This is a genomic window from Martinezella sp. CNPSo 3957, assembly GCF_057784395.1.
The window spans coordinates 280,249-302,179 of sequence record NZ_JBXSOU010000005.1 but is presented as its reverse complement, the minus strand read 5'-3'; the positions used below and the strand labels follow the sequence as shown (position 1 = coordinate 302,179).

Annotated in this window: 25 protein-coding genes; 13 read left to right on the top strand and 12 right to left on the bottom strand. The window is 61.0% G+C overall.

Going from position 1 to position 21,931, the window contains the following annotated elements:
- Positions 1-12 precede the first annotated feature (12 nt).
- Positions 13-606, bottom strand: coding sequence for a phospholipid N-methyltransferase PmtA (pmtA, locus tag AC13QE_RS15270; protein ID WP_015338541.1), 594 nt, complete (start codon positions 604-606; stop codon positions 13-15).
- A 249-nt stretch (positions 607-855) separates the two neighbouring features.
- On the bottom strand, positions 856-1,974 hold the full coding sequence (dnaN, locus tag AC13QE_RS15265) for a DNA polymerase III subunit beta (RefSeq protein ID WP_488484285.1): 1,119 nt from the start codon (positions 1,972-1,974) through the stop codon (positions 856-858).
- Between the two features lie 252 nt (positions 1,975-2,226).
- Here dnaN and rsmI point away from each other — a divergent pair, with 252 nt between their 5' ends.
- The 6 genes from rsmI (at position 2,227) to AC13QE_RS15235 (ending at position 7,970) form a co-directional block, all read left to right on the top strand.
- The gene (rsmI, locus tag AC13QE_RS15260) at positions 2,227-3,135 is read left to right on the top strand and encodes a 16S rRNA (cytidine(1402)-2'-O)-methyltransferase (protein WP_488484284.1); all 909 of its coding nucleotides are present in this window, start codon (positions 2,227-2,229) and stop codon (positions 3,133-3,135) included.
- Positions 3,128-3,508 (top strand): YraN family protein, encoded by a 381-nt coding sequence (locus AC13QE_RS15255; RefSeq protein WP_488484283.1) that lies wholly within the window; start codon positions 3,128-3,130, stop codon positions 3,506-3,508. Before rsmI ends, AC13QE_RS15255 begins: the two co-directional genes overlap by 8 nt.
- Before the next feature lie 100 nt (positions 3,509-3,608).
- Positions 3,609-4,604 (top strand): endonuclease/exonuclease/phosphatase family protein, encoded by a 996-nt coding sequence (locus AC13QE_RS15250; RefSeq protein ID WP_488484282.1) that lies wholly within the window; start codon positions 3,609-3,611, stop codon positions 4,602-4,604.
- 99 nt (positions 4,605-4,703) lie between these two features.
- Positions 4,704-5,207, top strand: coding sequence for a cupin domain-containing protein (locus AC13QE_RS15245; RefSeq protein WP_132715617.1), 504 nt, complete (start codon positions 4,704-4,706; stop codon positions 5,205-5,207).
- A gap of 91 nt (positions 5,208-5,298) precedes the next feature.
- Positions 5,299-6,246, top strand: coding sequence for a glutathione synthase (gene gshB, locus AC13QE_RS15240; RefSeq protein WP_488484281.1), 948 nt, complete (start codon positions 5,299-5,301; stop codon positions 6,244-6,246).
- Between the two features lie 191 nt (positions 6,247-6,437).
- Complete coding sequence (locus AC13QE_RS15235; RefSeq protein WP_488484280.1) at positions 6,438-7,970, top strand: YifB family Mg chelatase-like AAA ATPase; 1,533 nt, start codon at positions 6,438-6,440, stop codon at positions 7,968-7,970.
- A gap of 96 nt (positions 7,971-8,066) precedes the next feature.
- Here AC13QE_RS15235 and cysK read toward each other — a convergent pair whose 3' ends face one another.
- Complete coding sequence (gene cysK / locus AC13QE_RS15230; RefSeq protein ID WP_488484279.1) at positions 8,067-9,035, bottom strand: cysteine synthase A; 969 nt, start codon at positions 9,033-9,035, stop codon at positions 8,067-8,069.
- 23 nt (positions 9,036-9,058) lie between these two features.
- Entirely contained in the window at positions 9,059-9,280 is a 222-nt protein-coding gene (locus AC13QE_RS15225; RefSeq protein ID WP_488484278.1) for a hypothetical protein, read from the bottom strand.
- Between the two features lie 129 nt (positions 9,281-9,409).
- Between AC13QE_RS15225 and AC13QE_RS15220 the strand changes: the two genes are divergently transcribed.
- From AC13QE_RS15220 to AC13QE_RS15210, 3 genes are read left to right on the top strand one after another with little or no spacing between them, the layout of a single operon-like run.
- A complete protein-coding gene (locus AC13QE_RS15220) occupies positions 9,410-9,967 on the top strand; it encodes a cysteine hydrolase family protein (RefSeq protein ID WP_488484277.1) in 558 nt (185 codons plus the stop codon).
- Between the two features lie 24 nt (positions 9,968-9,991).
- Positions 9,992-10,624 (top strand): LysE family translocator, encoded by a 633-nt coding sequence (locus tag AC13QE_RS15215; RefSeq protein WP_488484276.1) that lies wholly within the window; start codon positions 9,992-9,994, stop codon positions 10,622-10,624.
- Complete coding sequence (locus tag AC13QE_RS15210; RefSeq protein WP_488484275.1) at positions 10,624-11,250, top strand: hypothetical protein; 627 nt, start codon at positions 10,624-10,626, stop codon at positions 11,248-11,250. The genes AC13QE_RS15215 and AC13QE_RS15210 overlap by 1 nt, the downstream gene beginning before the upstream one ends.
- Positions 11,251-11,252: 2 nt before the next feature.
- Here AC13QE_RS15210 and AC13QE_RS15205 read toward each other — a convergent pair whose 3' ends face one another.
- Together AC13QE_RS15205 and AC13QE_RS15200 are read right to left on the bottom strand one after the other, a co-directional pair.
- Entirely contained in the window at positions 11,253-11,555 is a 303-nt protein-coding gene (locus tag AC13QE_RS15205; protein WP_015338553.1) for an NIPSNAP family protein, read from the bottom strand.
- Complete coding sequence (locus tag AC13QE_RS15200) at positions 11,552-12,466, bottom strand: DMT family transporter (RefSeq protein WP_488484274.1); 915 nt, start codon at positions 12,464-12,466, stop codon at positions 11,552-11,554. Before AC13QE_RS15200 ends, AC13QE_RS15205 begins: the two co-directional genes overlap by 4 nt.
- Before the next feature lie 108 nt (positions 12,467-12,574).
- Between AC13QE_RS15200 and AC13QE_RS15195 the strand changes: the two genes are divergently transcribed.
- Positions 12,575-13,066, top strand: coding sequence for an Lrp/AsnC family transcriptional regulator (locus tag AC13QE_RS15195; RefSeq protein WP_132716654.1), 492 nt, complete (start codon positions 12,575-12,577; stop codon positions 13,064-13,066).
- Here the strand turns inward: AC13QE_RS15195 and AC13QE_RS15190 are convergent.
- A complete protein-coding gene (locus AC13QE_RS15190) occupies positions 13,038-13,931 on the bottom strand; it encodes a GNAT family N-acetyltransferase (RefSeq protein WP_488484273.1) in 894 nt (297 codons plus the stop codon). The genes AC13QE_RS15195 and AC13QE_RS15190 overlap by 29 nt on opposite strands.
- On the bottom strand, positions 13,931-14,401 hold the full coding sequence (gene dut, locus AC13QE_RS15185) for a dUTP diphosphatase (protein ID WP_488484272.1): 471 nt from the start codon (positions 14,399-14,401) through the stop codon (positions 13,931-13,933). Before dut ends, AC13QE_RS15190 begins: the two co-directional genes overlap by 1 nt.
- A 91-nt stretch (positions 14,402-14,492) precedes the next feature.
- Between dut and AC13QE_RS15180 the strand changes: the two genes are divergently transcribed.
- Positions 14,493-16,076: a peptide chain release factor 3 gene (locus AC13QE_RS15180; RefSeq protein ID WP_488484271.1), complete on the top strand. Its 1,584-nt coding sequence runs from the start codon at positions 14,493-14,495 to the stop codon at positions 16,074-16,076.
- A gap of 47 nt (positions 16,077-16,123) precedes the next feature.
- On the opposite strand, the gene AC13QE_RS15175 is transcribed toward AC13QE_RS15180, so the two are convergent.
- Together AC13QE_RS15175 and AC13QE_RS15170 are read right to left on the bottom strand one after the other, a co-directional pair.
- Positions 16,124-16,954, bottom strand: a complete 831-nt coding sequence (locus AC13QE_RS15175; protein ID WP_488484270.1) for a helix-turn-helix domain-containing protein — start codon at positions 16,952-16,954, stop codon at positions 16,124-16,126.
- Between the two features lie 69 nt (positions 16,955-17,023).
- The gene (locus AC13QE_RS15170) at positions 17,024-17,416 is read right to left on the bottom strand and encodes a nuclear transport factor 2 family protein (protein WP_488484269.1); all 393 of its coding nucleotides are present in this window, start codon (positions 17,414-17,416) and stop codon (positions 17,024-17,026) included.
- A 305-nt stretch (positions 17,417-17,721) separates the two neighbouring features.
- Between AC13QE_RS15170 and AC13QE_RS15165 the strand changes: the two genes are divergently transcribed.
- Positions 17,722-18,747, top strand: a complete 1,026-nt coding sequence (locus AC13QE_RS15165) for an iron ABC transporter substrate-binding protein (protein WP_488484268.1) — start codon at positions 17,722-17,724, stop codon at positions 18,745-18,747.
- A 23-nt stretch (positions 18,748-18,770) separates the two neighbouring features.
- On the top strand, positions 18,771-19,301 hold the full coding sequence (gene tsaA / locus AC13QE_RS15160; protein ID WP_488484267.1) for a tRNA (N6-threonylcarbamoyladenosine(37)-N6)-methyltransferase TrmO: 531 nt from the start codon (positions 18,771-18,773) through the stop codon (positions 19,299-19,301).
- Positions 19,302-19,353: 52 nt separating this feature from the next.
- On the opposite strand, the gene betC is transcribed toward tsaA, so the two are convergent.
- On the bottom strand, positions 19,354-20,868 hold the full coding sequence (gene betC / locus AC13QE_RS15155) for a choline-sulfatase (RefSeq protein WP_488484266.1): 1,515 nt from the start codon (positions 20,866-20,868) through the stop codon (positions 19,354-19,356).
- Between the two features lie 20 nt (positions 20,869-20,888).
- Positions 20,889-21,836: a choline ABC transporter substrate-binding protein gene (locus tag AC13QE_RS15150; RefSeq protein WP_488484265.1), complete on the bottom strand. Its 948-nt coding sequence runs from the start codon at positions 21,834-21,836 to the stop codon at positions 20,889-20,891.
- Positions 21,837-21,931: the final 95 nt, after the last annotated feature.

Below are 21,931 nucleotides of genomic sequence, written 5' to 3'. Positions count from 1 at the left end.
TCAGCGATTGTCTCAGCCGCGGCTATAGACCCAGAGCTGGGCCGGCGGAATGTTGCGGACGATGAAGTCGTAATGTCGGATATGGTATCGATCCGGCTTGGCGATGATCGGCGAGACCGGGCCGTAGGAGATCTGAACCACCGGTCGGCCGGGCGGGATGCGATCCAGCAGGCTCTCGAGAAGCGCGACGCGCGCCTTCATCGGGAAGTTGAGGAGGGGAATGCCCGAGACGACAGAATCGAAGGTCTGTCCGCGCAGCACGCCCAGCGTCTTATCGAGATCGAAGGCGTCGCCATTGATGAAGTTGACGCCAGGGTAACGGCGGACGAGATGATTGTAGAAATCGGTGGAATACTCGATGGCGACGAGATTTTGCGGCTCGACCCCGCGCCCGAGAATGGCCTTGGTGATCGCCCCGGTTCCCGGCCCAAGCTCCAGTACGGGCAGGCCGGATTGCGTGTTGATGACACCAGCCATCTTGCGAGCTGTGATCGACGAAGTAGGAACGATCGACCCCACGGTCTTGGGTCCCTGCATCATGCCCTTGAAGAAACGGATCTCCTCGTCGAATTTCTTGCCAAGCCGTTCCTTGAGACGCAGCGCCATGCTCTCCCCCCATCAGATGTTACCGTCGCGACTTACATATTGCTTCTCTAGGATCTTGCAACCGAATGACGCAATAACAAGAGAAAATGTCGCAATCGACAAAAGACCAAATAAAAGCGCCCTTGCATTGGATAAACGCAGAAAGGGCGCTTTGGTTTCGCTAGAGCCGGATGAGACATCCGGCTCTTGAAGCAAAAAAGTGGAGCACGATGTCGTCCGAAAACCGCTCACACTTTTCGGCATCATGCTCTACACGCGCATCGGCATCAGCACATAAAGCGCATCGTCCCCAGCCGTGTCGCGAATGAGCGTCGGCGAGCCGGCGTCGGCCAGCAGGAATATGGCTGCATCGCCGGAAAGCTGTGCGGTAATGTCGAGCAGGTACTTGGCGTTGAAGCCGATTTCCATCGGGTCCATCTCATAGCCGACGGCAACTTCTTCCGTCGCGCTTCCCGAATCCGGGTTGTTGACCGTGAGGAGCAGCTGGCCGTCAGATAGTGCCAGCTTCACGGCGCGGCCGCGCTCCGACGAGATCGTCGATACGCGGTCGACGGCCTGGGCGAAGGTCTCGCAATCGACCCGCATTTCCTTGTCGTTGTTGGCCGGAATGACGCGTTGATAGTCCGGGAAGGTACCGTCGATCAGCTTCGAGGTCATGACGATCGAGCCGATCGTCAGACGGATCTTGGCGTCGGAGACTTCAACCGTGACCATCGCGTCCGGCGTGTCCACGAGCTTCTGCAGTTCTCCCACAGTCTTGCGCGGGATGATGATCCCAGGCATGCCCTCGGAGCCGGAAGGCGCACTGACATCGGCGCGCGCCAGGCGATGGCCATCCGTGGCGACAGCCCGGAGCTTCAGGTCGCCGCCGCTTTCGATCGTGTGGAAGAAGATGCCATTGAGGTAGTAACGCGTCTCCTCGGTGGAGATCGCAAACTGCGTGCGGTCGATCAGCATCTTCAGATCGGACGCCTTCAGCTTGAAGGAATGGCTGAAGCTACCGGCAGTGAGATCGGGGAAATCGGATTCCGGCAGGCACTGCAGCGAAAATTTCGAGCGGCCGGAAGCGACCGTCATCGAGCTGCCGTCGGTGTTGGTGGCGAGAAGCACTTCCGAACCGTCGGACAGCTTGCGCACGATATCGTAGAGCAAATGCGCGGGAACAGTGGTGGCGCCGGCCTGTTCGACATTGGCGGGCGTCGCCTCAGTGATTTCGAGATCGAGGTCGGTCGCCTTCATGTCGAGGTTCGTGCCGTCGGCTTTGAGCAGCACGTTGGACAGGATCGGAATCGTGTTGCGACGCTCGACCACGCGATGCACGTGGTTCAGCGACTTCAGGAGGTTCGACCGCTCTATTGTAATACGCATGGATGCTACCGCTTTCGACCGTGACTTGCCGGGCGGCCCGAGGCGCCCGAGCGACATGTTTTCGGACAAGGCCCGAAAGATTGGACAGGCAACTTGGCAGACTTCTCCATCCGAATGCAAGAGGCATAGGCGATTTGTCGGGCGCCAATTCGCCATTTCGTCGGCAATGCTCCACAGGAATTGCACCGCTCTTGCCGTCCGTGCGTGCCTCGCCCATAAAGGCTGCTTATCCCAAGTGAATTCAGGACCGGCATGAACGAAGAGCAATCAGGCGGCGGGACACGCAGTTTCCGCCTGCATAACAATCAGATCCCGGCCCGCCCCCTTGAACCGGCGCTCTATCTCGTCGCGACGCCGATCGGCAATCTCGGCGATATCACTTTGCGGGCGCTGGAGACGCTGGCCGGTGCCGACGTGCTGGCCTGCGAGGATACGCGCGTGACCCGTGTCCTGCTCGACCGCTATGGCATCCAAAACAAGCCTTATGCCTATCACGAATACAATGCCGACGAAGCAGGCCCCCGGCTGCTGCAAGCTCTGGAAGCTGGCCGATCGGTGGCGCTGGTATCGGATGCCGGCACGCCGCTCGTCTCCGATCCCGGTTACCGTCTTGCAGTGCAGGCGATCGAAGCGGGATACAAGGTCGTTCCCATTCCCGGCGCCTCCGCACCGCTTGCGGCCCTCGTCGGCTCCGGCCTGCCCAACGACGCCTTCTTCTTTGCCGGTTTCCTGCCCACCAAGGACAAGGGTCGGCGCGATCGGCTGGCCGAGTTGGCAGGCATCCCCGCAACTCTCATCTTCTTTGAATCGCCGCATCGCATCGCCGCGACCCTTGCCGCCGCTGCCGATGTGCTGGGGGGCGAGCGTGCCGGCGCCGTTTGCCGCGAACTGACGAAGACCTTCGAGGAATTTCGCCGCGGTACGCTATCCGAACTCGCCGCATTCTATGATGCCGTCGATAATGTGAAGGGCGAGATCGTCTGGCTCGTGGGCCCACCAGCGGAAAACGTCGCGGCGGAGGCCGATGTCGATGCCATCCTCGCCGATCTATCAGGGACTATGCCGACCGCCAAGGCAGCAACGGAGGCTGCGCGCTTGACCGGCTTGCCGCGCAAGGAGCTTTACCAGCGCCTGCTCGACATGAAGGGGCGCCATGGCTGATACGAAGCCCGGGTCCGGCGAGAGGCTGAAGCGGCAAAAGGCCTGGCGCCGCGGCCATGTTGCCGAATATCTCGCCGCCGCCTTCCTGATGCTCAAGGGCTATCGCATCCTGGCGATCCGGCATCGCACCAAGCTCGGCGAAATCGATATCGTCGCCCGCAAAGGCGATCTCGCCGTCTTCGTCGAGGTCAAATCCAGACGCGGCGCGCAGGAGGCGATCGACGCCGTTTCCTTCTCTTCGCAAAACCGCATCCGTGCCGCGAGCGATCTCTGGCTCGCGCGGCAACCGGATTTCGCCCGTCTCTCGCAACGCTACGACATCGTCGCCATGCTCCCCGGCCGTTGGCCGCAACATTTTCCGGATGCATTTTGAGCACGGCGTTACAGGATCGTCACAAAGTCAGCCTATTGCCGGACCGATAAGCGCTCGCGACTTCCGCCGCGCACACAATGCTATTTCGACAGGCCCCACCATGATCCGCAACACCGTTTCCGCCTTCACCGTCCCCTCGCAGGAGGAGCGAAAGAGCTTTGTCTCTCTCGAGAAGATTCCGGCCGTTCACGCCGAAAAGCTTGCATCGCTCGCCTGCCTGAATACGGTGCGCATCGCCGGGACGGGTGCCAGGATCGAGGCTCTGTCCTTCCCCCTTACCGTCGCTGCCTGGAATCTCGAGCGCTGCCTCTTTCCCGAGGAAAGTGCGGGCAAACTGCGCGAAACCGGCGCGCCGCTGATCCTGCTATCGGAGATGGATCTGGGCATGGCCCGTACTGAGCAGCGCGACCCGACGGCCATCATCGCCGGCGAACTCGGCATGAATCATGCCTATGGTGTCGAGTTTCTCGAACTCAGTCTTGGCTCGGAAATCGAGCGCTCCTACTGCCGCGACGATTTTAATGAGAAGGGCTTTCACGGCAACGCCCTGATGGCCTCCGTCGCTCTGAAGTATGCTTTCATGATCCGTCTGCCCGGTGAGGCCGTCTGGTTCAACAACAGCAACGAGCAGCCCCGCATCGGCGATCGCTGCGCCGTCGGCGCCATCGTCGAGACGGAGGCGGGTCCCATGGTCGCGGTTTCGGTTCACCTCGAAAGCGTCGCAACCGCTGCCTATCGCGAGCGGCAGTTGGCGGCATTGATTGATGAGGTCGAGGCCTTCGCGCCCGGCCTGCCTATCCTGATCGGCGGCGATCTCAACACCGGCAACCACACCGGCGGCGATTATTCGACGGATACGCTGTTCGCCATGGCCGAAGGCCGTGGTTTCGAATGCCATGGCGGGCCGCTCGATCAGACAAGCACGCGCCCGAGCCTGATCACACGTTTCCCCGATCGTACCATGAAGCTCGACTGGTTCATTACCCGCGGCTTGAAGATCGGCGAAAGCCATCTTGTTTCCTCCCTCAACGGAGAAGGCAAGCCGCTCTCCGACCACGATATGGTCGTCTGCACAATCGAGGGTTTTTCCGCCTGATCGCTGCAATCGTTAAAATGCGCGCGGTTTCATGAACCCTGCCGTTACCCCTTCCATGCGAATGAGATCGCAGACGCACATGGAATTTTGGGGGATTGCATGGTCTTGAAACTGATGTTGGCGAGCATGGCGGCCTTTGCCGCGCGTGCCGTCCCGGCCGTGGTCGCGCTGCCGCGGTCGAAAAGCTTCGTGGCTGGCGCCAGTGGCGACATGGAAATGAAGCCGGCGCCGATCGAGCCGTCCTGGGTTTTGTCGGGCAATCCGGTCGCCCGCATCGCCGAGCACTCGCGCGGGCAGGACGATGCGGCCATGACGGCGCTGTGGGATTGTACGGCGGGCGAGTTCCGCTGGTATTTCGGCTGGGACGAAACCGTGATGATCCTCGAAGGGGAGGTGCATATCACCACGGAAGATGGCGTTGAGCGGACGCTCAGGGCCGGCGATGTCGCTTATTTTGCCGGCGGCACCTGGGCGACATGGCGCATCGACCGCTATCTGCGCAAGGTCGCCTTTCTGCGCAAGCCGTTCCCGAAGCCTTTGACCATGGCTTACCGCCTGCGCAACTTCGTCCGGCAGGGCGGCACACAAGGCCTCGCTGCCTAAGCGAGGCCACTTGAGGGAAGCCATTGAATAGCCGTTGCGTTTGCATGCGGGCCGACCTACATCTGTCCGCAAATTCGAGCGAGGGCTGACTATGGCTGGTATCAAGAATGTTGCGGTCCAGATGGACCATGTCCGAAGCATCAACATTGCGGGCGACTCGACCTTCGCCATGAGCCTTGAGGCGCAGAACCGCGGCTACAAGCTCTTCCACTATACGCCGGAGCGGCTGAGCATGCGCGATGGCAAGGTCTATGCCTCCGTCGAGCCGATGATCCTGCGCGACGTCAAGGGCGATCACTTCGAGCTCGGCGAGCCGGAGCGCGTCGATCTCTCGACGATGGACGTGGTGCTGCTGCGCCAGGACCCGCCCTTCGACATGGCCTATATCACCTCGACGCATCTGCTCGAACGCATCCACCCAAAAACGCTCGTCGTCAATGACCCGGCCTGGGTGCGCAATTCGCCGGAAAAGATCTTCGTCACCGAATTCGCCGATCTCATGCCGAAGACGCTGATCACCCGCGATCCGGCTGAAATCCGCCGCTTCCGCGATGAGATGGGCGATATCATCCTGAAGCCGCTCTACGGCAATGGCGGCGCCGGCGTTTTCCACTCGACGCGTGACGACCGCAATCTCTCGTCTCTTCTCGAAATGTTCGGCCAGCTCTTCCGTGAGCCCTTCATCGCCCAGCAATACCTGCCCGATGTCCGCAAGGGCGACAAGCGCATCATCCTTGTCGATGGCGAGGCGGTCGGCGCGATCAACCGCGTGCCAGCCGAGCATGATGCCCGCTCCAACATGCATGTCGGCGGCCGCGCCGAAGCGACCGAGCTGACGGCGCGCGAACAGGAAATCTGCAAGCGCATCGGACCGGCCCTGAAGGAGCGCGGCTTCCTGCTCGTCGGCATCGATATCATCGGCGACTATATGACCGAGATCAACGTGACGTCGCCGACCGGCATCCGCGAAGTCAAGCGTTTCGGCGGCGCCGATATCGCCAGCCTGCTCTGGGATGCGATCGAAGCCAAGCGGGCCTGATCGGCAGTTTCCCCACGCTTTCGGCTGAACGATCATATTCACCCAGGCATGTCGATAATTTCGACATGCCTGGGTGAAGTTTTTGTTCGTTTATTGTTCTTGTTTCATTCCTTGTCTTGTGCCAGATTGCAACCCGAAGTTTGCTGGTCGGGGCACGTAACGGCAAACGGGTTCGGCGACAGGGGATAAGCATGGTAGCGCGCGTCAGTACGGTTGCGTTTCAGGGCATTGAGGGCGTACCCGTCGAGGTGCAGGTGATGATCGCGCCGGGCAAGGTGCTGATGCACATCGTCGGCCTTCCGGACAAGGCGGTGGCCGAGAGTCGGGAGCGGGTGCAGGCGGCATTGCACGCCTCCGGCCTTGCGCTGCCGCCGAAGAAAGTCACGGTCAATCTCGCGCCGGCGGATCTGCCCAAGGAGGGCAGTCACTTCGACCTTGCGATCGCGCTTGGTTTGATGGCGGCGCTCGGCGCGATCCCTGCCGATGCCCTGTCCTCCTACACTGTCATCGGCGAACTCAATCTCGACGGCACGATCGCGCCCGTTGCCGGCGCTCTTCCCGCAGCGATCGCCGCCAATGCCATGGGCAAGGGGCTGATCTGCCCTGCAGAAAGCGGGCCGGAAGCTGCCTGGGCGGGCAAGGAGATCGATATTCTGGCGCCACGCAGCCTGATCGCGCTCGCCAATCATTTTCGCGGCACGCAGGTCCTCTCGCGGCCGGAGCCCTCCATTCGTGCCAGCGCTGCCAATCTGCCCGATCTTGCCGATATCAAGGGGCAGGAAAGTGCCAAGCGCGCCCTGGAAGTGGCCGCCGCCGGCGGGCACAATCTACTTTTCGTTGGACCGCCGGGTTCGGGCAAGTCGATGCTCGCCTCGCGCCTGCCGTCGATCCTGCCGCCCCTGTCGACGAACGAGCTGCTGGAGGTGTCGATGATCCATTCGATCGCCGGCCAGCTTTCCGGCGGCAAGCTCTCCGATCGGCGGCCCTATCGCGCGCCGCATCACTCCGCCACCATGGCTGCGCTCGTCGGCGGCGGTCTGCGTGCGAGGCCCGGCGAGGTGTCGCTGGCCCATCACGGTATCCTTTTCCTCGACGAGCTACCGGAGTTTTCGCCGCAGGCGCTCGATGCGTTGCGCCAGCCACTGGAAACCGGAGAATGCGTCATTGCGAGAGCAAACCACCGGGTTTCCTATCCGGCCGGCATCCAGCTCGTGGCGGCAATGAACCCGTGCCGCTGCGGCATGGCCGGCGAACCGGGCCACACCTGCGCCCGTGGGCCGCGTTGCGCATCCGATTATCAGGGGCGTATTTCCGGTCCGCTGCTCGATCGTATCGACATTCGCATCGACGTGCCGGCAGTCTCCGCCGCTGACCTCATCCGGCCGACATCAGCGGAAAGCAGTGCCGATGTCGCGCTCCGTGTCGCCCGCGCTCGCGAACGGCAGCGGGAACGCTTCGAACGAGCCGGCATGAAGGATGTCAGCACCAACGCCCGCTGCTCGACTGCGATGATCGAAACCATCGCCGAGCCGGACGCCGTCGGCCTGCAATTGCTGCGCGATGCTGCCGAGAAGATGAAATTCTCCGCCCGTGGCTATCATCGCATCCTCAAGGTCGCGCGAACGCTTGCCGATCTGGACGATAAACCGACCGTCGGGCGCATCCATCTTGCCGAAGCCATCTCCTATCGCATCGCCGGAGAGCGGCTGGCCGCGCACGCCTGAAAATTCGAGCCCTTCGCAGCGCCTGATCGTCTCTAATCCGCACAAACAAAAAGGGGTGCCGCAGCACCCCTTTCCCAATTAGTTGCTGCAGTTAGTTCAGCCGCCCAACCCTTCGAATAGCGCCGTCGAGAGATAGCGCTCGGCGAAGGACGGGATGATGACGACGATGGTCTTGCCTTCATTTTCGGGACGCTGGCCGATCTTAATGGCCGCCGTCAGAGCGGCGCCTGAGGAAATGCCGACCGGCACCCCTTCGAGCTTCGCCACGAGCCGGGCAAGCTGGAAAGCCTCGTCATTGCTGACGGTGACCACCTCATCGTAGACATGCGTATCGAGAACTTTCGGTGCGAAGCCGGCGCCGATGCCCTGGATTTTGTGCGGGCCGGGATTGCCGCCGGAAAGAACGGGCGAATCCGCCGGCTCGACGGCGATGACCTTGATGTCAGGCTTACGGGCTTTCAGCACCTGGCCGACACCGGTGATCGTGCCGCCGGTGCCGATACCGGAAACGAAGATATCGACCTTGCCTTCCGTGTCGTTCCAGATTTCCTCGGCCGTCGTCTTACGGTGGATTTCCGGGTTGGCGGGATTTTCGAACTGCTGCGGAATGATAGCATCCGGCAGCGACGCGGCCAGCTCTTCGGCCTTGGCGATCGCGCCCTTCATGCCCTTCGGTCCCTCGGTCAGCACCAGCTCGGCGCCGAGCAGCGCGAGCATCTTGCGGCGCTCGATCGACATGGTTTCCGGCATGGTGAGGATAAGGCGATAACCCTTGGCGGCGGCGGCAAAGGCGAGCGCAATACCCGTATTGCCCGAAGTCGGCTCAATCAGCACGGACCGGCCGGGAGCGATCTTGCCCTGGGCTTCGAGGCTCTCGATCATGGCGACGCCGATACGATCCTTAACGGAGGCAATCGGATTGAAGAACTCGAGCTTTGCCAAGATGTTGGCCTTGACGCCCTTCTCCTTCGCCAGCTTGTCGAGGCGCACGATCGGCGTATCGCCGATAGTATCGGTGATCGAGGCGTAGACGCGGCCGCGGCCGGGTTTGCGGGTGTCGGACATGGGTAGCTCTCCCTAAATTGGATTTATGCAACGACAATAGGATCAAACGCGTGCGGAAACCAGAGTGCGCACCCGCTCCTCGCGTGAAGCACGTGAGAAAAGAATCTCCCGATGGCCTTTTTTGAGGATGTTTTTTTCAGGCGGCGCGCGGCGATGAAGGCAGCGGTGGCGACGAGGCCCGCGCCGGGAATGGCTGCAGCGACAAAGAGCGCGCCGCAATAGGCAGGTAGGGCCGCAAGCGTCATGAGGCTTTCCTCCTGAGATGGTATCGGCTCTATTGCACTACCTTTGCGTTTTCAAGCGATTGCGCCGATGGAGCGAACATATTACCAAGGTGTTAACGGCCCATCGCAACTGCTTTGCCCAAGGATATCATGTCTTCCGCATTGCTCCTGATCGATCTTCAGAACTCCATCCTGACGGGCCTCGGCACGCCGGATCGCCAGCCGGCTATCGATGCCGCTCTGGAGACGGTCGTTGCGAAGCTCGCAGCGTTGAAACACAGCGCCCGTGCTACCGGTATTCCCACCTTCATCGTTCAGCATGACGGCGGCCCGACCCATCGTTTGGCCAAGCGCAGCGAAGGCTGGCAGCTGCGCCGGGAGATCGCGCCGGAAGCCGGAGATGTCGTCGTGCACAAGACGAGCTGCGATTCCTTCTTCGAGACGGATCTGGAGGCACGGCTCAAGGGCCGTGGGGTCACTCACCTCATCGTTGGCGGCTGCATGACGCAGTTCTGCGTGGATACGACTGTGCGGCGCGCCGTTTCGCTGGGCTTCGACGTCTCACTGATATCAGACGGACACACCACGGCGGATATGGGCAAACTGAGTTTCGAAGACATTGTCACCCATCACAATATGCTGCTTGACGGTTTCGATGCCGGGCCGCATGAAATCAAGCTGGTCGCATCGACCGAAATCTCCTTCTGAAGCGCTTTCTCCGCCGGAGCCTCCATGCCGCATCTGACCAGCATGATCACCTTTGCCCTGATCGCTCTCGGCATGGTACTGACGCCCGGGCCGAACATGATCTATCTGGTGTCGCGCTCGATCTCGCAGGGACCAGCGGCGGGGTTGATCTCCCTTGGCGGTGTCGCCTGCGGCTTCCTCTTCTACATGTTCTCGGCTGCGCTCGGCATTACCGCCTTCGTCTTTGCCGTTCCTTTCGCCTACGATGCGCTGCGGCTGGCGGGTGCGGCCTATCTTGGATGGCTTGCATGGAATGCGCTGAAGCCCGGCGGCCGCTCGGTCTTTCATGTACGCGAGTTGCCAAAGGACAGCACCCGCCGGCTTTTCACGATGGGGCTGGTGACGAGCCTGCTGAACCCGAAGGTCGCGATCCTCTATTTGTCGCTGCTGCCGCAGTTCATCGATCCCGCCGCCGGCAGCGTTTTCACGCAATCCATTGTTCTCGGCTTCGCGCAGATCATTATCAGCGTAACATTCAATGCCATTTTCGCGCTGAGTGCCGGCTGGATCGCGATGTTTCTCACCCAGCGCCCATCCTTTGCCCTGGTGCAGCGCTGGCTGATGGGTACGGTGCTCGCCGGGCTCGCCGTGCGCATGGCTTTCGAGGCACAGCGTTGATGCGGAGCGTTTTGCTGCCGCTCGCCGCCAGCCTTCTGGTGCTCGCATCGTTCTGGAGCGCTGCTTCGGCGGCGGGGACGGGAACGCAGACGATCGTCTTCATGCGTCATGGCGAAAAGCCCGAGGCGGGTCTTGGCCAATTGAGCTGCCAGGGTCTCAACCGGGCGCTGGCTTTGCCGCCGGTGCTGACAAAGCTCTTCGGTAAGCCGGCTGCGATCTTTGCGCCTGATCCATCGAAGCGAAAGGACGATTCCGGCACTTCCTACGATTATATCCGGCCGCTCGCGACCATAGAGCCGACGGCGATCGCCCTTGGAATGCCTGTCGATACCAGCTTCGGCTATGAGGATATCGATGATCTGAAAGGCGAGCTGAAGAAGCCTGCCTATGCCGGCAAGCTGATCTTCGTCGCCTGGGAGCACAAGCAGATCGTCGATCTCGCCCGCCAGCTGATGAGCGAGAATGGCGGTGATGAAAAAACCGTGCCGAAATGGCATGGCAAGGATTTCGACAGCCTCTATGTGCTGCGCATCAGCGGGGGCAAGGCCGGATCAGGCGCGACCTTCGAGAAGATGGTCGAGGGTCTCGACGGTCGCTCCGATGTCTGTCAGAATCCGGCTAAATAATTTTAGAACACCGGCCGCATGAAGCTGCGCTCATAGCTGATGATGCAGCGTGTTTCCTCACCATAGGCAAGGGCGGCCTGGCATTCCGCATCTTCAGGTATTTTCAGCCGATATTCCTCATAGGCGGCAAGGCTCGGGAAGCTGAAAAGCGCCAAGGCGATGTTATTGGCACCCTCGTGCGGCATGAAATAGCCGTGATGCGTACCGCCCAGCCGGTTGACCAGCGGGATCCAGAGCTTGGCGTAATGCTCGAACTGGGCAAGCTTATAGGGATCGATGACATAATGCAGGTAGCAAGTGATCATTCGGCGGCCCCCTTCGAAAGACCACCGTTTCTATTCCAGGGCAGGGGGAGCGTCCAGCCGAGATTCATGCCGGCAGCAGCCGCGAGAATGATGACTGCGCCGAGGATCTGCGCCGGGCCAAGCACATGGCCGAAGGCGAAGCGGTCGACCACGATGGCGGCGATTGGATAGACGAAGGAGAGCGCCCCGGTCAGATGCGTCGGCAGCTTCTGGATGGCGCCATAGAGCAGCACATACATCAACCCGGTATGCACGATGCCCATGGTGACGAGGATCGACCATCCCCCGACATCCTGGGGTGCGGCCGAGAAATCGGTGAAGGGCGCCAGCATCAGGATGCCGGTGGAGACCTGGATCAGCGCAATCAGATGCGGCGGCGTGCCCTTCAGCCATTTGGCAGCGATTGCTGCCAGCGCATAGAAGAAGGCTGCGCCCAGCGAAAGCAGTATGCCGATCGCATAGCTTCCCGAACCGGCGGCTTCGGCCGGCTTGCCTTCGACGATCACGACCATGCCGGCGAAGGCGAGGCCTAACCAGAAGAGCTTGGTGAAGGTGATCCGCTCGCCGAGGAACAATGCGCCGAGACCCAGCAGCATGAAAGGCTGCGTATTGTAGACGGTTGTGGCGATGGAAATGGAGGCGTGGGAATAGGCGGCGAAAAGCAGCAGCCAGTTGAGGACGATGGCGATTCCGCCACCGACGGCGATGGAAAATGTCTTGAGATTGAGGATGCCTGGGCGCAGCAGGCCCATGGCGCCGCAAATAACGAGCAGCGTCAGCGCGCCGAAGAAGCAGCGCCAGAAGACCACACCGGTCACGGCCTGCCCGGACATCAACACGAACCAGCCGATCGTGCCTGAAATCAGCATTGCTGCCGTCATTTCCACCGTGCCGCGTTTAATCTCGTTCATTGCCTTGGCTCCCGTCTATCTACCCCAATCATATTGCGGCATCGGCGCGGGTGATATAGGTTTACTAAGGCAAATTGGCCAATAGACCTAAATAAATGAGGATGAATGGTGAGTGTTCCTAATGCGAGCCTTGGTCTCGATGAGATCGATCAGCGGATGCTGGAGGCGCTGGCGCGCAATGCCCGCATATCGCTGAAGGAACTGGCGGAAGCGGCCAGCCTGTCCTCGCCGAGCGCGGCGGAACGTCTGCGCCGGTTGGAGGAGCGCGGCATCATCTCGGCCTTTACCGTGGATATCGCGCCGGAGGCGATCGGCTATCCCCTGCAGGCGATCGTCCGCATCCGGCCTCTGCCCGGTCAGTTGCACGTCGTCGAGCGGATCATTCAGCAAACGCCGGAATTCATAGAGTGCGACAAGGTCACCGGCGACGATTGCTTTATCGGCCGGCTGGTTGTGCGCTCAATGGGTGAACTCGATGGCATATTGGATAAGATCACCGAGCGGGCCGAGACGAACACGTCGATGATCAAGGCGACGCCGGTCAAGCGCCGCCTGCCACCGCTTAACGGCTCTAGAATTCCGCCATTGGCGAAAGCATGAGCGGCCCGACAATATCGGCCGCCGCTTTGCCGCGCACCATCAACATGGTGTAGCCCTCATAAGGCTCAAGCGATATCTCGCAATCCAGGCGGTCTGGAGAAAAGCAGATCTCGATGCGCTCGGGTTCGATATGGAGCGCTGAGACGATGGTCGCCAGCGAGGGGATGGCAGCTCCTACAATGTCGAGAAGCCAGAAAGTCGCGCCGTCGAACGTCCATGCAACGATCGTGTCATCCCCAAGCGCCGTCAGACGGATCGCGGAGTTGAAGGAGGCATTCAGCAGAAACATCTCCATCTGCCTGACAACGGCAAATTGGGCGGAGACAGGTTGACGGTTTTGCAGGAGCGTCTTGATGAGGCGCAGATCGTCAGGCGCTTCCAGGGAGAGCTGCCGGGCTGACAAATCAGATTCCTGAAGCGTCGGCGTCTGCGCAACGAAGATATGCTGCGGCATGATGCGAAAGCCATACCGCTCATAGAGGGCCGGCTTGTCGGTGAGCAGCAGATCGAGTTCGCAGTCCTCAGTCGCGGTGTGGGCAAAGGCGCGCTGCATGAGGTCGCGATAGAGGCCGCGCTTGCGCCATTCCGGTCGGACCGCGCCGGATTGATAGCCCGCCGCCTTGACGACCCTGCCATTGATGATCATCGGCATGGAGAAGGCAGTGAAATTGGCGACACAGCGGCCCTCGCTATCGAAATAGCCGAACGGCATGCTTGTCCGGTCCGGGCCGCCAAATTGGCCCAGGAGGCTGACATCGATCGAAAACGTGTCCTGCAGCAGATCGACAAGCGCATTCCAGGCGGCGGGATCGTCGAAATAATCTTGCCGGAGCGTCAGTCCGTGGTCTCGTGCTAGTTCGGACATCAAACGCCGGTCGAGCCGAAGCCACCGGCGCCGCGTGCGGTTTCGCTGATCTCGGAAATCTCGGCGACACGCACTTGCGTCACCGGCGCGATCACCATCTGGGCGATGCGCATGCCGCGCGTGATTTCGAATGGCTCATCACCGAGGTTGGCCAAAATCACCTTCACTTCGCCACGATAGTCGCTGTCGATTGTGCCGGGGGAGTTCAGGCAGGTGATGCCGTTCTTAAAGGCGAGGCCGGAGCGCGGGCGGATCTGCGCCTCGAAGCCATCCGGAACTTCGAAGATGAAGCCGGTGGGAACGAGTGCTCGCTTGCCGGGCGCAATCGTCAGCGTCGCGCCTTCTTGGACGGCGGCGCGCAGGTCCATGCCGGCTGCACCCTTGGTCTCATAGGCGGGCAGCTCCAGGCCTTCGCCATGCGTCAGGCGGATGAGCTTCAGGGTCGGATTGATATCGGTGTGAATGGTCATGCGGCATTAGTTTGCGCGCGAAGGCCGGAGGTCAATTGCATTTAGGCCTTTGAGTCGCTAGATACGGCGCCAATTCACAGGATTCACACGCATGGCCGAAAGTCTCGCCGAGGCGGTCTCCCGCCGCCGCACATTCGCTATTATCGCTCACCCGGACGCGGGCAAGACGACGCTCACCGAAAAGCTGCTGCTGTTCGGCGGCGCCATTCAGCTTGCCGGCGAAGTCAAGGCCAAGAAGGATCGCATGCAGACGCGCTCCGACTGGATGAAGATCGAGCGCGAACGCGGCATCTCGGTCGTGACTTCGGTCATGACCTTCGAGTATGAAGGCAACGTCTTTAACATCCTCGATACGCCCGGCCACGAAGACTTTGCCGACGACACCTATCGCACGCTGACGGCCGTCGATGCCGCGGTCATGGTCATCGACGCCGCCAAGGGTATCGAGCCGCGGACGCTGAAGCTGTTCGAAGTCTGCCGCATGCGCGACATCCCGATCATCACCTTCATCAACAAGATGGACCGCGAAAGCCGCGATCCTTTCGAAATTCTCGATGAAGTCGAAGAGAAGCTGGCGCTCGATACGGCGCCGATCACCTGGCCGATCGGCCGCTCCAAGACCTTTTGCGGCTCCTATCATATTGCCGACAATACAGTTCGCGGTTCCGATACCGAGGTCGAGGCGACGAAGGTGAACGGCCCGCAGGCGGTCGCCGACCGGCTGCCGGAAAACGAGCGCCAGGCCTTTATCGATGAGACGGAACTGGCGATCGAGGCCTGCCGTCCGTTTGATCGGGAATCCTTCCTGGAAGGTCATATGACGCCGGTCTTTTTCGGCTCGGCCCTGCGCAATTTCGGTGTCCGCGATCTTATCAACGCGCTCGGCGACTTCGCGCCGCCGCCGCGCGATCAGGTTGCCGATATCAGGACGGTGCACGCGACCGACGACAAGATGACGGCCTTCGTCTTCAAGATCCAGGCCAATATGGACCCGAACCACCGCGACCGCATCGCCTTTGCGCGCATCTGCTCCGGCAAGCTGGAGCGCGGCATGAAGGCGCGGCTGTCGCGCACCGGCAAGCAGCTTGGCCTCACCGCGCCGCAATTCTTCTTCGCCTCGCAGCGCCAGCTCGCCGACACCGCCTATGCAGGCGATGTCGTCGGCATTCCGAACCATGGAACGCTGCGCATCGGCGATACGCTGACCGAAGGCGAATCGCTGGTCTTCCAGGGTGTGCCCAACTTCTCGCCGGAAATCCTGCGCCGTGTTCGTCTTGAAGACGCGATGAAGGCGAAGAAGCTCAAGGAAGCGCTGCAGCAGATGGCCGAAGAAGGCGTCGTGCAGCTCTTCTCGCCGGAAGATGGCTCTCCCGCCATCGTCGGCGTCGTCGGCGCCCTGCAGCTCGACGTCTTGAAGGAGCGGCTGATGGCCGAATACGGCCTGCCGGTTTCCTTCGAAATGTCGCGCTTCTCGGTGTGCCGCTGGATCTCGGCCGACCAACCCGCCGATCTCGAAAAATTCGTCACCCAGCGCCGCGGCGATATCGCCCGCGATCTCGATGGCGATCCGGTCTTCCTCGCCCAGGACGGCTTCTCGCTGCGCTACGAGGCGGAACGTTATCCGGCTATCAAGATGGTCGCGATCAAGGAATATCACGCCGTCAAGGCGGCGTGATCCGGGAGACCTTGCAACCACGGGCGCTCCGCCTGTGGCTCACAGGGTTACTGCCCTGCGGTGGCATTCATCAGTTCCGCGTACCGAGACTCCGTGGCGTCATCCAGCGGAAACATGCATTCGACCCGTAGCTCCTGGGTTGAGATCATCCGCGGCGTTCCCACCGTCGTAACCAGTGAGAAAAATTTCAGAACATGCCCGTTCTTCACGAAGGAGAGGGGAATGATCGGCGCATTCTCGATCGCCGGCGATGTCTGCCATTCAGCATTCACGTCGGGGTAAGCGAGCAGACTGTCGATCAGCTCCTTCGTCCTCGCGTCGATGACGCGGCCGACCGACTCGCGGAAGACTCGTCCCAATAAGCTTTCGGCCGTCTTCTCCCAATCAGCAATAAAGGGCCGCATGCCCGAGGGGTCGAACATCAGATGCAGGAGATTGCGCGGCTTCGGACGTGCGGCCATATCGGTGAACTGGCCGAAGAGGCGCAGCGTTGCATCGTTGGTCATCAGTACATTCCAGTAGCGATCCATCACGACGGCCGGGAATGGCTCATGCTGACGCAGCATCCGTTTCAGCGCATTGGTGACGCCCTGCATCTCCTGATCGTCAAAGCTTCCATCGGAATAGATCGGTGCATAGCCGGCGGCGAGCAGCAGCGTGTTGCGCTCGCGGAATGGCACATCGAGGGCATCGGCGAGACGCAGGACATTCTGGCGCCCGGGCGTGCTCCTGCCGCTTTCGATAAAGCTGATCTGGCGTTGCGAGATGCCGGTGTCGAGCGAAAGCTCGAGCTGGCTCTTCCCGCGCGTGTCGCGCCATGCGCGCAGCTGCGGTCCCAGCTCGTTCGGCAATCTCAGTTCGGCGCGAAGGGAACTCATCCTGTAAAGCCTCGCTTCGTTCGTTTGGTATGGCGGGGCTGCGTTCGGCAGCCCCGCCAGCCTCGGTTCTTATGAGAAGGCAACAGGCCCGACCGAACCGTACCAATGGCTTACTTTCGTTGGGTCCGCCTCGTCCATGTAGAAAAAGTGCGTCATGACCGGTTTGACCACCCTCTGCGTGCAATCGTTGGGTGTCATGGTTACGGTCCCCCGGAACACCTTCAGCGATCCGCCGTCCCAATATTCGGTGACATCATGCAATGCGGTAAAGCCGGTGTCGATGAAGGCACGCAGGTTCCGGCGAATGGTGTCGCGCCCCTTCCAGTCGGCAATGCCGAGATTGCATGTGGCGTCTTCCGCAAGGCAATCAAAGCCTTCGCCAAAGGTCTTGTCGTCGATTTCTCGCCAGAAGGCGAGCAGCCATCGCGGGGCTTCTGTCTTGGTGAATGACATCGTTGTCATGGATTTCTCCTGGGCCTGCCGTTGGAATGACGCCGTGGCCATCGACGTCAAGCCGGGTGAAGGCTCCTTTTGGTTGAAGGGCTGAATAAGCTCTTCCTGCAAGAAGACGGTCTTTAAATACGCCGGGACGAATGCCGCTCTCAATTACATCGGATGTAATGAAGACCGGCCGATTGCGTCTCATGCTGATCCGATCGGTTCGGATGCGTTTCGTTTTGGAATACTGCCGTCGCGATGTTCCATCCGATATAGCGCTATGCCATAGTGCCGCCCCGAGGTCCCCTCGATCAGAATGAGCAGCTTTCATGATGAGATTTCTTGCGGTTCTTGCTCTGGCCTTCGTCGGCCTGATGCCGGTCGCAGCCGAGGCGCGAATCATCACCGATGCGGCCGGACGCACGGTGTCCGTGCCTGATAAGATCAACCGCATTCTGGTGGCCGGGCCGCCAGCCGCCGTCCTGGTCTATGTGCTGGCGCCGGAGAAGCTGGTGGGCTGGGTGCATGCGCCTGATGATGCCGCCAAGGTCTACTTGATGCCGTCGGTGCGATCATTGCCGACAATCGGGCGCCTGACGGGCAAGGATGGCGCGATCAGTTCGCAGGCGGTCACCGACGCCAAGCCTGATATCATCCTCGATGCCGGAACGGTCGATCCCACCTACAAGGCGCTGGCCGACAAGGTGCAGTCCGACACGCATATTCCCTATGTCCTTATCGACGGCAGCTTCGCCCGCACCGCCGATACGCTGCGCGATGTCGGCGCCCTGATCGGCGTCGAGGACCGCGCCAACAAGCTGGCCGATTATGCCGATTCGGCGATCAAGGACCTGAACGAAAAGCTCGCGACATTGCCGACCGACCCGCGCCCGCGCGTCTATTATGGCCGTGGTGCCGATGGCTTGGAAACCGGGCTTTCCGGCTCGATCAATCTGGAAATCCTCGATGCCGTCGGCACGATGAATGTCGCTGCCGCTGCCGGCAAGGGTGGCTTAACCAAGGTGACACCGCCGCAGGTCGCCGGATGGAATCCGGATATCATCATTGCCGAGAACCCTGACTTTGCAGCCTCGGTGAAAAGCGATCCGCAATGGGCTGGGATCAAGGCGGTCAAGGACGGCAAGGTCTTCGTGCCGCCGTCTCTACCTTTCGGCTGGTTCGATTCCCCGCCTGGCATCAACAGGCTGCTCGGCGTGCGCTGGATGGAGAAGCTCATTTATCCGAAGCTCTTCCGCAGCGATTTTTCCGACGATGTGAAGCAATTCTACAAGCTGTTTTATCAGGTCGATCTGACTGACGATCAGCTGGCGGCGTTGCTGAAGGGCATGAAATAACCGCTCTGGTAAGGAAGGCATTCATGGTCCGGGAAAACGAAATTCGCGAAAACGAAGTGGCCGTGGAGCCACCGGTGGCGTTGGATGCGGGGCTCGTCTTCATAGGCCGAATTTCCACGCCCTGGACATCGCGCATGGAAACGCCGCGCCAGGGCCGGCATGATGGCCCGATCTGCCGGATCGAAATCTTCGAGCCCTGGGTAGCGGCGCTGCAGGGCGTGGAAGCCTTCGAGCGGCTGGAGGTTCTCTATTGGCTGGATCGGTCCCGCCGAGATCTTGTGCTGCAGAGCCCGGCCAACAGCGGCAAGGTACACGGCACCTTTTCGCTGCGCTCGCCGGTGCGGCCCAATCCCATCGGCACATCCATTGTCAAGCTGGAAGCGGTCGAAGGGGCCGTACTGCTGGTGCGCGGTCTCGATTGCCTTGACGGCACGCCCTTGCTCGATCTGAAGCCGGATCGCACGCTGTTCAAACCGATCGCGCCGCCGCCGCCCGGAGACTTCCAGACCGGCGACGGCGAGACGGCGCGTTATTGCCAGAAGCGAGATGCTTAAAGCGCTTCGTGAAACCGCTCCAAGCTATTGCCATCAGTCCACCATCGAAACCCTATTCGCCGCGCGGATAGCGCTGGTTTTCCTCCAGCACGTTGAGGTCCATATGGTTGCGCATGTAACGCTCCGAAGCCTTCTGCAGCGGCTGATAGTCCCAGGGATAATAGGCGCCGTTGCGAAGGGCCGTATAGACCACCCATCGCCGCGCCTGGCTCTCGCGCACGGCAGCGTCGAAGCTTGAAAGATCCCAGCGCGCTATGGCCTGCGCCGTCAGTCTTTCCAGCGTTTTCGCATAAGCCGGGTCACCGGCCAGATTGGTGAGCTCCTTCGGGTCCGCGACGATGTCGAAAAGCATCGGCGGGTCCTTCTCGCAGAGCGTCAGCTTGTAATTGCCGTCGCGTAAACCTACGAGCGGTGCCTCGGAACCTTCTGCCGCATATTCCATCGGCACGGGGCTGCGGCCTCCGGTTCCGAGTGCGAGCGGCGTCAGATCTTCGCCGTCGGTCCAACGGCGCAGCGATGCGATGTCGATCCCGGCGAGGGCTGCCAGCGTTGGCGTCACGTCGAGCGTCGACACCGGCTGGTCGATAAGCTTCGGCTGCCAGCCGGGAGCTGCGATCATCAGCGGCACGCGGGCCGAGCCTTCGAAGAAGTTCATCTTGAACCAGAGGCCACGCTCGCCGAGCATGTCGCCATGATCCGAAACGAAGAGGATGATCGTGTTGTCGGCCATGCGGCCGCGCTCGAGCGTTTTGAGGATCTCCCCGATCTTCTCGTCGACATAGGAGATATTGGCGAAGTAGCCGCGCCGCGCCCGGCGGATTTGCTCTGGCGTGATGTCGAAGGCGGTGTGATCGCAGGCCTTCATCAGCCGCTGCGAATGCGGGTCCTGCCGCTCGAAGGGGATTTCGCCGACTTCCGGGTCGAGCGCCGGGCAATCCTCATACAGATCCCAGAAGCGGCGACGCGCGACGTAAGGGTCATGCGGATGGGTGAAGCTGACGGTCAGGCACCAGGGTCTTTCGTCTTGGCGGCGCGAGAGATCGTAGAGTTTGCGGGTCGCGTGATAAGCGACCTCGTCGTCATATTCCATCTGGTTGGTGATCTCGGCAGTGCCCGCGCCGGTGACCGAACCGAGATTGTGATACCACCAGTCGATGCGCTCGCCCGGCTTCGTATAATCAGGCGTCCAGCCGAAATCGGCAGGGTAGATGTCGGTCGTCAGCCGCTCCTCGAAACCGTGCATCTGGTCGGGGCCGACGAAATGCATCTTGCCCGAGAGCGCCGTCTGGTAGCCGGCGGCGCGCAGATGATGGGCGAAAGTCGGTATATCCGAGCAGAATTCGGCGGCATTGTCGTAGACACGCGTGCGGCTCGGCAGCTGCCCGGACATGAAGGAGGCGCGCGCCGGCGCGCAGAGCGGGCTTGCCGTATAGCTGTTGGCAAAGCGCACGGAACGCTTCGCCAGAGCCTTTAGGACTGGAGCATGCAGGAATTCGGCCGGGCCGTCGGGGAAGAGCGTCCCGTTGAACTGATCGACCATGAGGATGAGGATATTCGGGCGGGACATCTGAGCGTCTTTCTCGGAAATTAGAGGCCGATGGCGGCTTTGACGGCGTCCAGGCCGGGCTTGCCGTCGATAGTGGTGACGCCGGCAAGCCAAGGCGTCAAGGCATCCGGATGCGCCTTCAACCAGGCGGTTGCCGCATCCTTGGCGCTGTCACCGCCGAGGATCGAGCCCATCAGTGAATTCTCCATGCCGATGTCGAAGGTGAGATTATGGAAGAGCTTGGCGGCATTCGGGCATTGGGCGGCCCAGCCGGTGCGCGCCAGCGTATAGACTTCGGCGCCGCCGTAATTCGCGCCGAAATAGGCATCGCCGCCGGAAAGATAGGCGATCTTGAAGCGCTCGTTCATCGGATGCGGCGCCCAGGCGAGGAAGACGATCGCCTGCTTGTCTTTGGAGGCGCGCTCTACTTGCGACAGCATCGCCTGCTCGCTCGATTCCACCAGTTCCCAGCCTTTCAGACCGAAATCGTTGGTGTCGATCATTTTCTGGATATTGGCATTGGCCGGTGCACCCGGCTCGATGCCGTAGATCTTGCGGCCGAAATCGTCGGCATGCTTCTGCAGGTCGGAAAAGTCCTTGATGCCCTTGTCGGCAACATAGGTCGGAACGGCCAGCGTGAACTTGGCGCCCTCAAGATTGCGGTTCAGCACCTCGGCCGCCTTCGCCTTGTTGAGATCGTCGACGAAAGCCTTCTGCGCTGGCATCCAGTTGCCGAGGAAAACATCGATCTCGCCCGTCTTCATCGCCTGATAGCCGATCGGCACGGAAAGAGTCTTGATGTCGGGCTCATAGCCAAGGGCGGTCAGCAGTATGCCGGTCACGCCATTGGTCGAGGTGATATCGGTCCAGCCGGGATCCGACAGGTGGATCGTCTTGCAGCTGTCGCCATCAGCCCGGGCGATGCCGGCAAAGGAAAGGACGGAAAAGATAGCGCCGGCAGCGAGCCGGCCCATTGCAGACATGCGCATGACCATAGTTCCCTCCTGTTATTGGATTATTTTATTGAACATCAGTAGAGTTCCTGCTGTGAAGCAGGCATTTTTCGATGGATGCCAAAAGGAAA

Bases quoted from the DNA above. Each gene is read 5' to 3' on its own strand.
- rsmI (WP_488484284.1), top strand. From the start codon at position 2,227: ATGAACGAAGAGCAATCAGGCGGCGGGACACGCAGTTTCCGCCTGCAT.
- AC13QE_RS15225 (WP_488484278.1), bottom strand. From the start codon at position 9,280: ATGACGCTTGCGGCCCTACCTGCCTATTGCGGCGCGCTCTTTGTCGCT.
- AC13QE_RS15175 (WP_488484270.1), bottom strand. From the start codon at position 16,954: ATGAGTTCCCTTCGCGCCGAACTGAGATTGCCGAACGAGCTGGGACCG.
- dut (WP_488484272.1), bottom strand. From the start codon at position 14,401: ATGACCATTCACACCGATATCAATCCGACCCTGAAGCTCATCCGCCTG.
- tsaA (WP_488484267.1), top strand. From the start codon at position 18,771: ATGGTCCGGGAAAACGAAATTCGCGAAAACGAAGTGGCCGTGGAGCCA.
- AC13QE_RS15180 (WP_488484271.1), top strand. From the start codon at position 14,493: ATGGCCGAAAGTCTCGCCGAGGCGGTCTCCCGCCGCCGCACATTCGCT.
- AC13QE_RS15255 (WP_488484283.1), top strand. From the start codon at position 3,128: ATGGCTGATACGAAGCCCGGGTCCGGCGAGAGGCTGAAGCGGCAAAAG.
- dnaN (WP_488484285.1), bottom strand. From the start codon at position 1,974: ATGCGTATTACAATAGAGCGGTCGAACCTCCTGAAGTCGCTGAACCAC.
- AC13QE_RS15150 (WP_488484265.1), bottom strand. From the start codon at position 21,836: ATGCGCATGTCTGCAATGGGCCGGCTCGCTGCCGGCGCTATCTTTTCC.
- cysK (WP_488484279.1), bottom strand. From the start codon at position 9,035: ATGTCCGACACCCGCAAACCCGGCCGCGGCCGCGTCTACGCCTCGATC.
- AC13QE_RS15215 (WP_488484276.1), top strand. From the start codon at position 9,992: ATGCCGCATCTGACCAGCATGATCACCTTTGCCCTGATCGCTCTCGGC.
- betC (WP_488484266.1), bottom strand. From the start codon at position 20,868: ATGTCCCGCCCGAATATCCTCATCCTCATGGTCGATCAGTTCAACGGG.
- AC13QE_RS15250 (WP_488484282.1), top strand. From the start codon at position 3,609: ATGATCCGCAACACCGTTTCCGCCTTCACCGTCCCCTCGCAGGAGGAG.
- AC13QE_RS15235 (WP_488484280.1), top strand. From the start codon at position 6,438: ATGGTAGCGCGCGTCAGTACGGTTGCGTTTCAGGGCATTGAGGGCGTA.
- AC13QE_RS15220 (WP_488484277.1), top strand. From the start codon at position 9,410: ATGTCTTCCGCATTGCTCCTGATCGATCTTCAGAACTCCATCCTGACG.
- gshB (WP_488484281.1), top strand. From the start codon at position 5,299: ATGGCTGGTATCAAGAATGTTGCGGTCCAGATGGACCATGTCCGAAGC.
- AC13QE_RS15210 (WP_488484275.1), top strand. From the start codon at position 10,624: ATGCGGAGCGTTTTGCTGCCGCTCGCCGCCAGCCTTCTGGTGCTCGCA.
- AC13QE_RS15190 (WP_488484273.1), bottom strand. From the start codon at position 13,931: ATGTCCGAACTAGCACGAGACCACGGACTGACGCTCCGGCAAGATTAT.
- AC13QE_RS15200 (WP_488484274.1), bottom strand. From the start codon at position 12,466: ATGAACGAGATTAAACGCGGCACGGTGGAAATGACGGCAGCAATGCTG.
- AC13QE_RS15205 (WP_015338553.1), bottom strand. From the start codon at position 11,555: ATGATCACTTGCTACCTGCATTATGTCATCGATCCCTATAAGCTTGCC.
- AC13QE_RS15245 (WP_132715617.1), top strand. From the start codon at position 4,704: ATGGTCTTGAAACTGATGTTGGCGAGCATGGCGGCCTTTGCCGCGCGT.
- AC13QE_RS15165 (WP_488484268.1), top strand. From the start codon at position 17,722: ATGATGAGATTTCTTGCGGTTCTTGCTCTGGCCTTCGTCGGCCTGATG.
- AC13QE_RS15170 (WP_488484269.1), bottom strand. From the start codon at position 17,416: ATGACAACGATGTCATTCACCAAGACAGAAGCCCCGCGATGGCTGCTC.
- pmtA (WP_015338541.1), bottom strand. From the start codon at position 606: ATGGCGCTGCGTCTCAAGGAACGGCTTGGCAAGAAATTCGACGAGGAG.